We start from the raw sequence: 13,412 nt of genomic DNA on the forward strand, positions 1-13,412 counted from the left end.
ACGAGTGGTGGGATGGTCGTATTCGTTGGTCGCCGACGCGACCCTAGCAAGCGAGTCACTGCGTATGGCTGTCGAATTGAGAGGACGACCTAAAGGTGTGCTGTTTCATTCTGACCAAGGGTGCCAATACACCAGCCATAAATTCAGGGACGAACTGATGGCCCACGAGCTAAAGCAGAGCATGAGTCGAAAAGGCCAATGTTGGGATAACGCCCCGATGGAGCGTTTTTTTGGCAGCTTGAAGTCCGARTGGGTGCCTGAAGAGGGCTACCACTCGGAATATGAGGCCCGAGTAGATATCAACCGATATGTGGCGCGCTACAACAATGTAAGGCGCCACAGCTACAACGGTTACCACTCGCCGGTAGCGGCAGAAAAGATGGCGGCGTGAGAACCGAAAACAATGTCCAAAATTACTGGACCAGATCAATCAGGCTGCTTCAAAAACAAGAGGTCTCACCCGAGCGCTGATGTTCAAGTCATCAACGGGGTTCCTAACGTCGACTATCGCCACTTGAAGGCAGTCGGTTTCGCGCTCTTGGAGGCCAGTCTCGGCAACAAGTGGGGTTTGTGTCAACTCAAGGCTAAAAATGCTGGTTTTCAGATGTGAGTGAGAACTGAGCGGGTATGCAACGTTTGTTAATACTTCAGAGTGGTTTGGCCAATTTCGAAACGTTTTTATGCAAAACGGCAGTTTTATGATCGTTTTTGTGCACGAAAACTCGTTTTTATGCAGAAGACCTGAATTTCTAACGATGTTCCTCACGCTAAAAGCCTCGAGCCATTCGAGGCTTTTTTGTGTGCGGTTTAAATCATGAGGCGACGCTATTGGCTCGGTTGTTACACGGTGCGGCGAGCACCTTCACCACGTCATCGATGATCGCCTTACTCATATCCTGTAAATAATGTGACGCCCAAGCATACCGGTCGGTATCGCGAACCATCGCAGCATCTGATGCAAGGAGTTTCGCGATGTGGAGCAGGTCGGAAGCGTGGGAGAGGGCCTGGATTACCGGGACGCCGGCGTTGATGCGGAACAGTGCTTCGTTGGCGTGGTAGGAGAAGGGGGTGAGGCCGATGGTTTTGAGGTCTTGAGGGTTGGTCATTGGGCACCTCCGGTTTTTGGGCGGTGGTGGGTATGAACAGGTGGAGCAGTAGCGCAAGTTTTGGACGGACTGATAGCGGGCATTAGCAAAAACTCCTGAATCAAAGTTAGAGCTACCACGTTCGTTATCAGGCGAATGGGTGGCAGCTATGCGCGGGCTGATAAACCGGAGATACAGGAACCCGGCAGACCCGAAGGTCTCCCACGCACAGCCGCCATTACACGGAAATGCAGGCACAAAAAAACGCCAACAATCGTGATTATGGGCGCTTGTGCGCCTGTATCTTACTCGGGTTATCAGGCCCGGTCGCTGAATTGGCAGCGACGACTTGAAGGTAGCTTGAGAGGGACAGATGCGCAATCGTGGCTAGGTGGTGGCGTGGGGGAACGTTTTAGTGATTTTTATGGCTGGGCAATAATTATTGCCCAGCCATAATTTTCATAATTTGAAAAAGGCTTGCTGAAGCCCCCGACTTGTTGAAGAAGGCATCAGAAATGGATATCGAATTGGATCAGTTTCAAAAGGATTTGCTGGAATCTGTACGCGAAATGAATGAGAGCCAAGCGCTTCCAATCGCTGAGGTGAGGCCGTTAACGAAGGAACGCATCGACTCGCATATGTCGTCTCCAGCGACACGTTCTAATAACGTGTCGCTGAAAGTGGAAAAAAGCGACACGTAACAAGACGGACTACATCAAAAGGGGCTGAGTCCTACTGCAAAATCGCACAACATCTAGCAGGCGTTAGCTTGTGAAATTACGATCTGAGGCAAAGCCCCGGCATCGTTGGATGGCAACGTAAAAGTCGTTCGAAAGCCGAGTTTATCCAGCATGTCCATCATTGCATCGATCGTGAATTTCTCGATCTTGCCAGTGGTGAGCTCTGAGACGCGTGATTGGGTCACGTTCAACCTGGCCGCAGCCTCACTTTGTTTGAGGCCCAGGGTTTTGATGTAGTCAGTGATGAAGATCGATAGCTCCATCTTCAACGCTTGTTTGCTGGCGACTTCGCTGTCATGCGTGGCATGGAATGGGCTGTCGAAAAATTGAACTGCCATGAACGTCTCCCTCCTTTGAGTTATCTAAAATTTACGATAAATGCAGGCTAGTCGATTGATCGGTTTTGACGCAAACGTATTGTGTCTGCGAGGCATTACTCATTACACCAAGTAACTAATGATGTTCCCGCCCCCACCTTTATCCCCTCCAGCTAACTCCCTACATTGAGCTCCAACGCCTACCCATTCATTCCGAAGGGCAGGTCACTTGGAGATTCCTCATGCCTTTTGTCAGCGTTCGCATTACCCGCGATGGCGTTACCTCAGAGCAGAAAGCTCAGGTGATCGCCGAAATCACTGAAACCCTGGAACGCGTTCTCAAAAAGGATCCGCACCTGACCCACATCGTGATTGAAGAAGTCGACACCGATAACTGGGGTTACGCCGGCATCACCACCACCCAGTACCGCAAGCAACTGGCTGAGGCGGAGGGCAAGTCATGACCRCGTCCGTCTCTATCGACTTTGTCTCCGACGTGGTGTGCCCGTGGTGCGCATTAGGCGCGACGGCGCTGGAGCAGGCGATCGAGAACGTGGCCGGTGAAGTCTCAGTGGAGCTCACCTACAAGCCCTTCGAGTTGAACCCGGGCATGCCGGCGGTCGGCGAGAAAGCCGTCGAGCATTTGATGCGCAAGTATGGACGCACTGCCGAGGACGTCGTCGCTGGCAAAGCGATGCAGATCGCTCGTGGCGAGGCCATCGGTTTCACGTTCGATCTGGAGAAGCGCACCCACTTCTACAACACGTTTGATGCGCACCGGTTGCTGTTGTGGGCGTTGCAGGAAGGGCGGCAGATCGAGCTGAAGAAGATCCTGTTGCGCGCTTACTTCACCGACGGCCAGAACCCGAGCAATCGCGAGACTCTGGTTCGTCTGGCTAGTGAAGCCGGGCTCGACGCGGCAGCTGCGCAAGAAGTGTTGGCGTCCGGAGCGTTCGCCAAAGAAGTGCGCGAGCTTGAGGAGTTCTACCGCCAGCACGGCATCAACTCTGTCCCGGCCATGATCCTCAACGGTCGTCACCTGGTATCCGGATCGCAGTCGGTCGAGTACTACGAACAAATGTTGAGACAAATGGCAAAGGCCCCCGCCGAAGCCTGATTACTTACTTTTCAAATCATCTTTTATTAGCAGAGGTTCATCATGAGCAATTCGAAGAAAGTCATCGTTATTACCGGTGCATCCCAAGGCCTCGGCGCGGGCATGGTCAAAGCTTTCCGTGATCTGGATTACAAGGTTGTCGCCACTTCGCGTTCGATCAAACCGTCCACCGACCCGGATATCCTCACCGTGGCGGGCGACATTGGCGACCCGGCTGTTGCGCAGCAGGTGATCCGTGAAGCGATCGCACGTTTTGGCCGCATCGATACTTTGGTCAACAACGCCGGGATCTTCATCGCCAAACCGTTCACCGCGTACACCGCTGAAGACTACGCCAATGTGTTGTCGGTGAACCTGAATGGCTTCTTCTACATTACCCAACTCGCGATCACCGAGATGGAAAAACAAGGCAAAGGCCACGTCGTCAACATCACCACCAGCCTTGTGGACCATGCGATTGATGGTGTGCCGTCGGTACTGGCTTCGCTGACTAAAGGGGGCTTGAACGCTGCGACCAAGTCCCTGGCCATTGAGTACGCCAAGCGTGGGATTCGGGTGAATGCGGTTTCCCCAGGCATCATCAAGACGCCGATGCATGGTGAGGAAACGCATGAAGCGCTGGGGAATCTGCACCCGGTTGGGCACATGGGCGAGATCAGCGACATTGCTCAGGCGGTTGTTTATCTGGATAGCGCCAACTTTGTCACCGGGGAAATCCTGCATGTGGATGGTGGGCAGAGCGCTGGTCACTAAGGCCTGGTTTGCAAACGCTAGAAACAACAAAGCCCTCGTATTTCTACGAGGGCTTTGTTTTGTATGGTGCCGGCACCAGATTGAAAAATAGATCTGGGAATCATCTGGCCGGCCTCCCCACCTCAAGTAGGTGGCGAGTGATTCCATTCGCTACAGACAAGAAAGCTCCACATCTTCGTCGTCGGGGACTTCGTCCGTAACAATCACTCGTGCGTGCGCGCTGTTCTCGTCCTCCATGCGCAACCCGAAGTAGCGGGTATCGTTGGCGTCCCAAAATGCCTCTATCTGCGCCATGGGTGCATGCTCAAGCAGCACCTCCGCGCTGTGCTCCAAGATGATCGAGTAACGTCGTTCGGTGTTCATTACAAAGGGGCTCGCAACGGCGGAGTGAAGTGGCAGATTGTGCATAAGCACTGCCGCCATTATGCCGCCTCACTGATTTTCGACCGTAACCGCTCATCGTTTCGGTGAGGTATGCAGACACGCGGTACCAGAATTGGATACGTCGATTCCGCACCTGTGTTGAATATCACCACCCCTCAGCGAGAGGGGCGAAAGCGACCAGAAGAGGGGGGCGAATACGAAATGGGGAGCGAACGGGGGGAAACTCAGGAGCGAAAGACCCATAAACGAAAAAGGCCCACCGCAAGGTGAGCCTTTTTCGTTGTTCTATATGGTGCCGGCACCAGGAGTCGAACCCGGGACCTACTGATTACAAGTCAGTTGCTCTACCAACTGAGCTATACCGGCGTGTTGGGCGACGATTATAGCGATTGGATTGGTTCTGTAAACCCCTGAATTCAGACTATTTTTGCGCAGGCTTCAGGTCAGGCGCGAAGCAGGGTTTTCTTGAGTTTCTGGATAGCCTGCCAGGTCCGGCTATTTTGCATTGCGCGCAGCTGTGCTTCGGCCTGTTCTGCGCGTTGCAAGGCGGCGGCCAGCTGGTGGTCGGCGTCGCCGACGGGGTGGCTGAAGTTGTGGCCTTTGCAGAACTGGAATTCGTCCAGGTTGCAGGGCGGGATGTCGAAGGCGGGTTTGAGGTTCAGGTGTTCTTCGGCGAGGTAGTAGGTGTTGATGCCGTCGAACAGGATGGATTGGTAGCCGGCGCCGGTGACGAGGGTTTCCCAGGTCTGGTCGCGGTCCCACGGGGTTTCGATGAGGATGACCCACGGCCTCCACTGGCTGAAGTCCATGCCGCGCAGGACAGTTTCTTCGTGGCCTTCGACGTCGATTTTCAAGAAGTGGATGGGACGGCCCTGGGCGTGTTCTTCGCAGATGGAGGTCAGGGTGCGGGATTGGACGGTTTGGCTGCGCACGTCCATGCCGGCGTCTTTGTGCATTTGCGCCATGGCCGGGTCGACGGTCGAGAGGCCGGTGCCGGCGATGCCGTAGAAGGTCAGGTTGTCGGCGCTTTCACCGGCCACGCATTGCAGGTTGGTGTCTTTGGGGCGTTGCTGGCACAACGCTTCATAGTAGTTGGGCATCGGTTCGACGTTGATGCCGGTCCAGCCGTGGTCGTAGAACGCTTTAGTGACCGAGTCGTGGGTGGGATCGTTGGCCCCGACGTCGATATAGAAGCCGTTCTCGACGGTTTTGAGGGCGCGCCACAGGCGTATGTCTTCGAAATTCTGTGCGTAAGAAATGAACGTCACTGTCGCATCCTGTCGGTCGAATTTTCTTGTTCGTGGGCGCGCTGTCGGCGCCCTTGCGTGTTTGTATAACAAGAGTCGGGAAGCGGTGCAATTTTCCCCGCGTGACGTCCGGGTTTAGGCGCTTATGTCGTTTGTGTTAAATGCTTATGCACAACGGGGTTGGTGCTTTGCCTCGTTCATTACTGTTTTTGTGGACCAGTTCTCATTTGTCCGCAAATCGCTGTTTTTCCGGATTTTTTTGCAAGTGTATAAAAAATGAACAGTGTCGTTTTACCCCTGAAACAGGCTCAGGTATTGGATCCACGGAAATTCCATCAACAGAGTTATCCACAGGCTGCGACTTTTTTACGCACGTTCCGCCAAGAGCAGGAAATTGCGGGGTGTGAGCGGGATTTCGCAAAAAGTACCCAGACGAACGGTATAGCCTTGCTCCCTCAGGAAGAGTGCTCGGTCAAGTACCAGCCAAAGCTCCAGCGGGCGTCGAAAAAGTCCGCGTAGTAGCTCCAGATTGCGCACTTGTGCCAATCGTTGCCAGCCGGCGGCTTCGAGTGCGGACCAGTCTTGCGGGCCGACTGTGGATAACTCTTTCAGTGCGGCCAGATGATGGCAGTACTCGGCAAAGGATGTGTCTAGCCAGGCACTCGGCAGGGAAGGGGTGGGCAGGTATTCATCAACACCGCGCAGTTGCCGTTGTAGCAGGTCGAAACCCAGGCGCCGGGCCATCGAGGTGTCGCGCTGACGTCGTACACGAGCACCGGCGGTGACGGTTTCGCTCATTGGTAGCGCGAGGTCATCGAGGGAGAGTTGTAGGGCGGAGCCTTTTGCGGCCAGGGATATCGGCGAATACTCGGTCAGACCGATGCGGTTGTAGCAGCATGGCGCGATGGCGAGTTGTTTGCAGCCTGCCGCACTGGCGAGCTGGATCAATCGCACATGCAGGTCACCGCAGGCATGCAGCGCTACTGGCGTTTGCTCAGCATTCAATAAACTCGCGGCGCCAAGAGCGAGCACATCCTGTTCGACATGCAGGGCACGCAATTGATGACGCTGGCTGAGTGCCTGTCCGCTGGCCACCAGCGCCGGGTCGTATTCCAGGCAGGTCAGTTGTTGCCCGGTTTGCAGCAAACGCCGCCCCAAGTGGCCCTTGCCCGAGCACCAGTCCAGCCAATGCTTGGGCGGTGCAGCAAACGACAGGCGACTGGCAAACGCCTCAATTTGTTGCCACTTGCGCCCCGGTACATCGACATTCAGCCGATGCCCGGCGGCTTCCAGTGCGTGCGCCGGCAACTCACTGACCGTACTCAGCACAGCCGACAACGTCGCCAATGAAGCAAACGGCTCCGGCGCATCCAGCAAACAAGGTTGGTTATGAGCAACTTCCGCGTCTTCCAGCGACCGCCCACGCAACCAAAGCGCCAGTTCTGGATAGGACGCTTCCCAAGGCAGTTGCAGATGAGTAAACGGTCGTGGTTTCCACAGCGCCTGATGCTCAATCAGAAAAGCATCCAGCGCGATGAAGCGGGCGAGTAGGTCCTCGCCCGTCAGCACGCAGGAGGCATCAACGCCCTTGGCAGGCATCGACGCGCAGCCAGCGCTCCAGCAGCTTGAAGCCGCGAACCAGCACGTAAGCCATCAACAGATAGAACATCCCCGCGGCGAAGAAGATCTCCACCGGCAGGTAGGTCCGGGCAATGATGGTGCGGGCCATGCCGGTCAGTTCCAGCAAGGTCACGGTACTGGCCAGGGCGCTGGCCTTGAGCATCAGGATCACTTCATTGCTGTACGCCGGCAGGCCGATACGTGCGGCACGCGGCAGGATGATGTAGAAAAGTGCTTTGGCGCGAGACATGCCCAATGCTCGCGCTGCTTCGATCTCACCCGGCGGAATCGCCTGGATCGCGCCGCGCAGGATCTCGGCGATATAGGCCGCAGTGTGCAGGGTCATGGTGGCGGTGGCACACCAGAACGGATCGCGCAGGTATGGCCACATCGAGCTGTTACGAACTGCATCGAACTGCGCCAGGCCGTAGTAGACGAGGAACAGTTGAACCAGTAACGGCGTGCCACGGAAAAAGAAGATGTAGCCGTAGGGAAATGCCCGCACATACCAGAGTCGCGACGAACGCGCGATACCCAGCGGAATCGCCAGCAGCAACCCGGCGATTACAGCGATGGCCACCAACTCCAGGGTCAGCGTTGCGCCTTGGGCCAGCTTCGGCAGCCACTTGATGATGATGTCCCAGTTCATTGGGTGCTCCTCGCGAAGCCGCGAGCGGCACGACGTTCCATTAAGTGCATGCCGCTCATGGCGAGCACGGTCAGGCCCAAGTACATGAACGCGGCCACCATATAGAAGGTGAACGGTTGCTTGGACACGGTCACGCCGATTTGCGCATGACGCATGATTTCTTCCAGGCCGATGACTGATACCAGCGCGGTGTCTTTCATCAGGATCATGAACAGGTTGCCAAGACCCGGCAGGGCGATGCGCCACATTTGCGGCATGATCAGTTTGGTGAAGATGCGAAATTTCGACAGACCCAACGCCACGCCCGCTTCACGGTGACCTTTGGGAATCGCCAGAATCGCGCCCCGAAATACTTCGGTGGCATACGCGCCGAAGCACAGGCCCAGCGCAATTACGCCGGCGGCAAAGGCGTTGAGTTCGAGGTCGGGATTGCCGAAAAACTCGCCCAGGGCACGCATCAGGTTGACCGTGCCGAAGTAGATCAACAGCACCCAGAGCAATTCCGGAATGCCGCGAACCAGTGTCGAATAAGTGCCGCCAAGCCATTGCAGCGGCTTGTACGGGGATGTCTTGGCCAAGGCGCCGAGCAAACCGAGCACCAGCCCAAGACACAAGGCTGAGAGTGCCAGTTTCACAGTCATCAGCGCGCCAGCGGCGAGCGCCGGGCCGAATCCGTAGAGATCGATAGTCATGGGTTTCTTTTCAAGTCGCGGCAGGCAATGCCATGGACTGGCGCCGTCAGAGTACGGCGCCGGTCCGGCAGGTCAGAATCAATAGATGCTGAACGGGAAGTACTTGTCGTTGATTTTCTTGTAGGTGCCGTCCTCGACGATTTCCTTCAGGGCGAGGTTCAGCTTCGCGCGGATCGGGTCGCCTTTACGTACCGCGATACCGATCTTGTCGCTTTCTTCCACCGGATCGCCTTTGAATTCGTAAGGGCGGCCAGCGTCGCTTTTCAGCCACTCATAGTTGACGTACTTGTCGGCAAGGATGCCGTCCAGGCGACCGGAAGTCAGGTCCAGGTAAGCATTTTCCTGGGTGTCGTAGAGTTTGATCTCGACGCCGTCCATGTTGTCTTCCATCCAGGTACCGGCGAGGGTCGCACGTTGTGCGCCGATCACTTTGCCTTGCAGGGAAGCCTTGTCGGTTTTGAAGTCGACGTCTTTCTTGGCGATGAACTGCAGTTTGTTCGAGTAGTACGGGTCGGTGAAGTCCACCGCGCCCTTGCGCTCATCAGTGATCGACATCGAGGAGATCAGGAAGTCGAACTTCTTGGCGTTCAGGGCCGGGATGATGCCGTCCCAGTCGGAGGTGACCACGGTGCACTCGACTTTCATCTTCGCGCACAGGGCGTCGCCGATTTCCTTGTCAAAGCCGACGACATTGCCACTGGCATCTTTATTGTTGAACGGCGGGTAGGCCGCTTCGATGCCCATCTTCAGGGTTTCGGCCATGGCGCCGGCGCTGAACGCCAGGGTGACGGCGGCAGCCAGGAAGATCTTTTTGTAGTTCTGCATGCGGGAAGCTCCGTTAGCGGTTGCTGGACATGAATTGTTTGCAGCGTGCCGAAAGCGGGTTTTCAAACACCTGCTGTGGTGATCCTTGCTCTTCTACCAGGCCTTGGTGGAGGAACACCACTTCGCTGGACACCTGACGGGCAAAGCCCATTTCGTGGGTGACCAACAGCATGGTGCGGCCTTCTTCGGCCAGTGCGCGGATGACATTAAGTACTTCCTGGACCATTTCCGGGTCAAGGGCGGAAGTAGGCTCGTCGAACAGGATCACCTTGGGCTGCATCGCCAAGGTACGGGCGATGGCGGCGCGCTGTTGCTGGCCGCCAGACAGTTGCGCCGGGTACGCGTGACGCTTGTCGGCGATGCCGACCTTGGCCAGCAAGGCTTCGGCGACTTCGATGGCTTCGGCTTTGCTTTGACCGAGGACGCGGCGCGGCGCTTCGATGATGTTGTCGAGCACGCTCATGTGCGGCCAGAGATTAAAGTTTTGAAACACAAAACCAATCTCGCTGCGCAGGCGGTTGATCTGCTTGCCGTCGGCGGCGACCAGTTCACCGTTTTTCGCGGCCTTGAGTTTGAGTTCTTCGCCGGCCACCAGGATCTGACCCTGGTGCGGGTTTTCCAACAGATTGATGCAACGCAGAAACGTGGATTTGCCGGAACCGGAAGAGCCCAGGATCGAGATCACGTCGCCGTCGCGGGCGGTCAGCGAGATGCCTTTGAGCACCTCAAGCTGTCCGTAGCGTTTGTGCAAATTGCGGATTTCAAGCGCGGGCGTGGCCTCAGCCATGTGCGTTCCTCATAGTGTTTCGCTCCTGCTGTTGGCGGCCTTCCTGGCGAGGCGGCCAAGCTAGCATAGCGTTTGAATGGCAGCCAACAGCGCTACGGGCGGTAAACGGAAGTGATGTAGCAGGTTGTCGCATCGCTACAGCAGACTGTCGCGCTGCTATCAACCGAACAGCCGTTTGAACCTGCTTTTAAATACAAAGCAGCCGTGGGTGTCGCGTAAAAAAAGGCGCGATGTTGCCAGCTTTGACGGGGTGTTGGAAGCGCTAACCGGCCAATCGTCCCTGATCCGCACTTTTATAGTGCTTCGAGCCTTTTTCGGGTGTGTTTCCGGTGCGCGCATTCGTTCTAAAAGTGAGTCGCAGGGTAACGTTCTGGCAAAGTGCCATTAATTTCAATGACTTGCGATGACCGTCCGGTCGGGACGAGATCACCGTGGTAGACGGTTTTGAAACATTTTGGCGCAATTATTGCGTACAGAATCCAGAACGCCCCGTTGGTTTCTTTTTACGAGAAAGAATTCAAAGCGGGATGCACGCATTCGCTTTTCCTTACAAAGGTAGTTTCAATGAGCAGTACCCCAAGCTCCAATGGCCTCGAACAGGGGCTCAAACCGCGTCATGTGACCATGCTGTCGATTGCCGGAGTTATCGGCGCCGGCTTGTTCGTTGGCTCGGGTCACGCCATCGCCGCCGCAGGCCCGGCCGTGCTGTTGGCATACGCTGCCGCCGGTATGCTGGTCGTGCTGGTGATGCGCATGCTCGGCGAGATGGCCGTTGCTTCGCCGGATACCGGATCCTTCTCGACGTACGCCGATCGCGCGATTGGTCACTGGGCCGGTTTCACCATCGGCTGGTTGTACTGGTGGTTCTGGGTCTTGGTCATCCCGCTGGAAGCCAACGCCGCCGCAACCATCCTGCATGCCTGGTTCCCGAATGTGGCGATCTGGGCTTTCACGCTGATCATCACCCTGCTGTTGACGGTGACTAACCTGTTCAGCGTAAAAAACTACGGTGAGTTCGAATTCTGGTTCGCCCTGATCAAGGTCGTGGCGATCATCGGTTTCATTGTCCTCGGCGTTATGGCGATCTTCGGCTTCATGCCGACCAGTCAGGTCAGCGGCGTTTCGCACCTGTTCGACACCCAGGGCTTCCTGCCAAACGGCATGGGCGCGGTACTGGGCGCGATCCTGACCACCATGTTTTCCTTCATGGGCACCGAGATCGTGACCATTGCGGCCGCAGAATCGAAGAACCCTGGTCAGCAAATCTCCAAGGCCACCAACTCGGTGATCTGGCGGATCGGCTTGTTCTACCTCGTGTCGATTTTCATCGTCGTGGCCCTGGTGCCATGGAACGACCCGATCCTGGCCAGCGTTGGTTCTTACCAGACTGTGCTTGAGCGCATGGGCATCCCGAATGCCAAGCTGATCGTCGACATCGTGGTACTGGTTGCTGTGACCAGCTGCCTGAACTCGGCGCTGTACACCGCCTCGCGCATGATGTTCTCCCTGGGCAAGCGCGGTGATGCACCGGCCGTTTCCCAACGCACCAACAAGAGCGGCACGCCGTACTGGGCTGTGATGTTGTCCACCGGCGCTGCGTTCCTCGCGGTATTCGCCAACTACGTGGCCCCGGCCGCTGTGTTCGAATTCCTGCTGGCCAGCTCCGGCGCCATCGCGCTGCTGGTGTACCTGGTGATCGCCATTTCACAACTGCGTATGCGTAAACAGCGTATGGCTCGCGGTGAAAAAATTGCCTTCAGCATGTGGCTGTTCCCGGGCCTGACCTACGCGGTGATCATTTTCATCGTGGCGGCCCTGACCATCATGCTGTTCCAGGAAGCGCATCGCGTGGAGATTCTCGCAACCGGCCTGTTGGCCCTGCTGGTGGTGGCGGCTGGCGTGCTGGTAGCTCGCCGTCGTCGTAATGAGAAGCTGAGCGCAGTGTTGGCACGCTGAGGGTTCTGACCCAAGGCAATTGTTGTTGATACCTACGAAAACGGCCGCTGTCAGTGATGACAAGCGGCCGTTTTTGTTTTTTTGCAATCATGTTTGATGGCGGGTGGTCATGAAGTCGACACTGACATCATCGCCTTCGAACCAGTCATTCCATTGAGTTCCTGCGGGCTTGATGACGCGAGCCCTTCCAATGGCGACGAAATCGACTGGATTCACCGAATCCGACATCGGTTCCGTATTGACCCGTTCGGCGGACTTGCATCCTTCGTTTCGGAAAAGGGTCTTCTTTTCCATGGGGCTCCTTCGCATGCCTGTGAAAACGGCGGCTGGTAATTAGCCGTTATTCTGAGGAAAGGTTTAATCAGTTTTTTCTTCTTGCGCATCCAGCGCCTGACGATAGCTATCCAGCGCATCGCCGAAGTCGGTGATGAACTGCGGATCGGTCAGCCAGGCTTGAGCCGTTTCCCGGTCCATGCCGTCGGCCCACATGCGGTAGTCGATCAGCATGTCGGCGGCCAGGTGAGTGGCGGCCATGGCTTCGTTGTCGGCGTTTTCCATGTCCAGCAATTCTGGATGGTCGCTGATGATCCCGGCGAGATCTGACAGCAGGACCTGAAGCATGTCGTTACGGTTGACGGCCTCTGCATCACGCATCTTGCTGAACATCGCCAGGGTGTATTCCGGGATCGGCTCGCCGATTTCCCCCAGTTCATCGTCCAGCGCAGCGGGTTTTCTGCCGTGGATGTTGATTTGCTTGGCTTTGGCCTTTGCGCGTTTGGCGCGTTTCTGTTGCTTGTTCGGGGATGCCATGGGAACTCAGTTTGTTTTCTGTTGGGTTTGGGCGGCGATGATATCGGACGCTGCCACATAGTCAGCCTGGAAGGCCGGTGATTCGATCCACGCCAGGGCGCCGGCTTCGTCCACTTCGGTCGACCATTGGCGGTACTCGATCAGCGCGGCGAGGATGAAGTCCATCGCGCCTTCTTCACCTTCCTGTTCATAGACCAATTCCAGCAGCGGGTCTTCCAGGAACGCCACGCACATCGCTTGCTGGCTGGTCTTTTCGGCGTCGATCATCTTCTTGAACAGCTCGGTCAGGTCTACCGATTCGAAGTCGATGCGATCATCGTTCGGGTCCAGCTCGATCGGCGCGGCGGCCCGTTGGGTGCGGTTCTGCTTGGCCTTGGCTTTGGCGCGAGTGGCGCGTTTGTGCTGTTTGTTGGCGGAGGCCATGGGTGTC

The 13,412-nt window shown here is 56.4% G+C and carries 18 protein-coding genes and 1 tRNA gene; 6 read left to right on the plus strand and 13 right to left on the minus strand.

The window, feature by feature from the left end; genetic code table 11:
* On the plus strand, positions 1 to 391 hold a 391-nt coding region (locus tag AC1DWM_RS24720), incomplete at its 5' end, for an integrase core domain-containing protein (protein ID WP_477796387.1).
* 421 nt (positions 392 to 812) lie between these two features.
* On the opposite strand, the gene AC1DWM_RS24725 is transcribed toward AC1DWM_RS24720, so the two are convergent.
* Positions 813 to 1,106 (minus strand): DUF3077 domain-containing protein, encoded by a 294-nt coding sequence (locus AC1DWM_RS24725; RefSeq protein ID WP_223518769.1) that lies wholly within the window; start codon positions 1,104 to 1,106, stop codon positions 813 to 815.
* A gap of 494 nt (positions 1,107 to 1,600) precedes the next feature.
* Between AC1DWM_RS24725 and AC1DWM_RS24730 the strand changes: the two genes are divergently transcribed.
* Entirely contained in the window at positions 1,601 to 1,786 is a 186-nt protein-coding gene (locus AC1DWM_RS24730; protein ID WP_477796388.1) for a hypothetical protein, read from the plus strand.
* Between the two features lie 53 nt (positions 1,787 to 1,839).
* Here AC1DWM_RS24730 and AC1DWM_RS24735 read toward each other — a convergent pair whose 3' ends face one another.
* Entirely contained in the window at positions 1,840 to 2,163 is a 324-nt protein-coding gene (locus AC1DWM_RS24735) for a helix-turn-helix domain-containing protein (protein WP_223518778.1), read from the minus strand.
* A 221-nt stretch (positions 2,164 to 2,384) separates the two neighbouring features.
* On the opposite strand from AC1DWM_RS24735, the gene AC1DWM_RS24740 reads away from it, so the two are divergent.
* From AC1DWM_RS24740 to AC1DWM_RS24750, 3 genes are read left to right on the plus strand one after another with little or no spacing between them, the layout of a single operon-like run.
* Positions 2,385 to 2,606 carry a tautomerase family protein gene (locus AC1DWM_RS24740; protein WP_059406388.1) on the plus strand — a complete coding sequence of 74 codons (222 nt, stop codon included), beginning with the start codon at positions 2,385 to 2,387 and terminating at the stop codon, positions 2,604 to 2,606.
* On the plus strand, positions 2,603 to 3,259 hold the full coding sequence (locus AC1DWM_RS24745) for a DsbA family oxidoreductase (RefSeq protein WP_477796389.1): 657 nt from the start codon (positions 2,603 to 2,605) through the stop codon (positions 3,257 to 3,259). Before AC1DWM_RS24740 ends, AC1DWM_RS24745 begins: the two co-directional genes overlap by 4 nt.
* Before the next feature lie 42 nt (positions 3,260 to 3,301).
* Positions 3,302 to 4,012: an SDR family NAD(P)-dependent oxidoreductase gene (locus AC1DWM_RS24750; protein ID WP_223518781.1), complete on the plus strand. Its 711-nt coding sequence runs from the start codon at positions 3,302 to 3,304 to the stop codon at positions 4,010 to 4,012.
* A 150-nt stretch (positions 4,013 to 4,162) separates the two neighbouring features.
* On the opposite strand, the gene AC1DWM_RS24755 is transcribed toward AC1DWM_RS24750, so the two are convergent.
* The 8 genes from AC1DWM_RS24755 to AC1DWM_RS24790 all read right to left on the minus strand — a co-directional run bounded on the left by AC1DWM_RS24755 (position 4,163) and on the right by AC1DWM_RS24790 (position 10,216).
* Positions 4,163 to 4,375 carry a hypothetical protein gene (locus tag AC1DWM_RS24755; RefSeq protein WP_477796390.1) on the minus strand — a complete coding sequence of 71 codons (213 nt, stop codon included), beginning with the start codon at positions 4,373 to 4,375 and terminating at the stop codon, positions 4,163 to 4,165.
* A gap of 311 nt (positions 4,376 to 4,686) precedes the next feature.
* A tRNA-Thr gene (locus tag AC1DWM_RS24760) sits at positions 4,687 to 4,762 on the minus strand.
* Between the two features lie 77 nt (positions 4,763 to 4,839).
* Positions 4,840 to 5,664 carry an FkbM family methyltransferase gene (locus AC1DWM_RS24765; protein ID WP_477796391.1) on the minus strand — a complete coding sequence of 275 codons (825 nt, stop codon included), beginning with the start codon at positions 5,662 to 5,664 and terminating at the stop codon, positions 4,840 to 4,842.
* 345 nt (positions 5,665 to 6,009) lie between these two features.
* A complete protein-coding gene (locus AC1DWM_RS24770) occupies positions 6,010 to 7,242 on the minus strand; it encodes a methyltransferase (protein WP_477796392.1) in 1,233 nt (410 codons plus the stop codon).
* A complete protein-coding gene (locus tag AC1DWM_RS24775) occupies positions 7,223 to 7,912 on the minus strand; it encodes an ABC transporter permease (RefSeq protein ID WP_223518796.1) in 690 nt (229 codons plus the stop codon). Before AC1DWM_RS24775 ends, AC1DWM_RS24770 begins: the two co-directional genes overlap by 20 nt.
* The gene (locus tag AC1DWM_RS24780) at positions 7,909 to 8,604 is read right to left on the minus strand and encodes an ABC transporter permease (RefSeq protein WP_027922191.1); all 696 of its coding nucleotides are present in this window, start codon (positions 8,602 to 8,604) and stop codon (positions 7,909 to 7,911) included. Before AC1DWM_RS24780 ends, AC1DWM_RS24775 begins: the two co-directional genes overlap by 4 nt.
* 78 nt (positions 8,605 to 8,682) lie before the next feature.
* On the minus strand, positions 8,683 to 9,429 hold the full coding sequence (locus AC1DWM_RS24785) for an ABC transporter substrate-binding protein (protein WP_223518798.1): 747 nt from the start codon (positions 9,427 to 9,429) through the stop codon (positions 8,683 to 8,685).
* A gap of 13 nt (positions 9,430 to 9,442) precedes the next feature.
* Positions 9,443 to 10,216 (minus strand): ABC transporter ATP-binding protein, encoded by a 774-nt coding sequence (locus tag AC1DWM_RS24790; protein WP_007897462.1) that lies wholly within the window; start codon positions 10,214 to 10,216, stop codon positions 9,443 to 9,445.
* A gap of 564 nt (positions 10,217 to 10,780) precedes the next feature.
* Here AC1DWM_RS24790 and gabP point away from each other — a divergent pair.
* Positions 10,781 to 12,172, plus strand: coding sequence for a GABA permease (gene gabP / locus AC1DWM_RS24795; protein ID WP_223518800.1), 1,392 nt, complete (start codon positions 10,781 to 10,783; stop codon positions 12,170 to 12,172).
* A gap of 87 nt (positions 12,173 to 12,259) precedes the next feature.
* On the opposite strand, the gene AC1DWM_RS24800 is transcribed toward gabP, so the two are convergent.
* The 3 genes from AC1DWM_RS24800 to AC1DWM_RS24810 all read right to left on the minus strand — a co-directional run bounded on the left by AC1DWM_RS24800 (position 12,260) and on the right by AC1DWM_RS24810 (position 13,405).
* The gene (locus tag AC1DWM_RS24800; protein ID WP_223518802.1) at positions 12,260 to 12,466 is read right to left on the minus strand and encodes an AbrB/MazE/SpoVT family DNA-binding domain-containing protein; all 207 of its coding nucleotides are present in this window, start codon (positions 12,464 to 12,466) and stop codon (positions 12,260 to 12,262) included.
* Positions 12,467 to 12,529: 63 nt separating this feature from the next.
* Positions 12,530 to 12,982 carry a hypothetical protein gene (locus AC1DWM_RS24805; RefSeq protein ID WP_223518804.1) on the minus strand — a complete coding sequence of 151 codons (453 nt, stop codon included), beginning with the start codon at positions 12,980 to 12,982 and terminating at the stop codon, positions 12,530 to 12,532.
* A 6-nt stretch (positions 12,983 to 12,988) separates the two neighbouring features.
* On the minus strand, positions 12,989 to 13,405 hold the full coding sequence (locus AC1DWM_RS24810) for a hypothetical protein (RefSeq protein WP_223518806.1): 417 nt from the start codon (positions 13,403 to 13,405) through the stop codon (positions 12,989 to 12,991).
* Positions 13,406 to 13,412: the final 7 nt, after the last annotated feature.

The organism is Pseudomonas sp. P4_C8 (assembly GCF_056401975.1).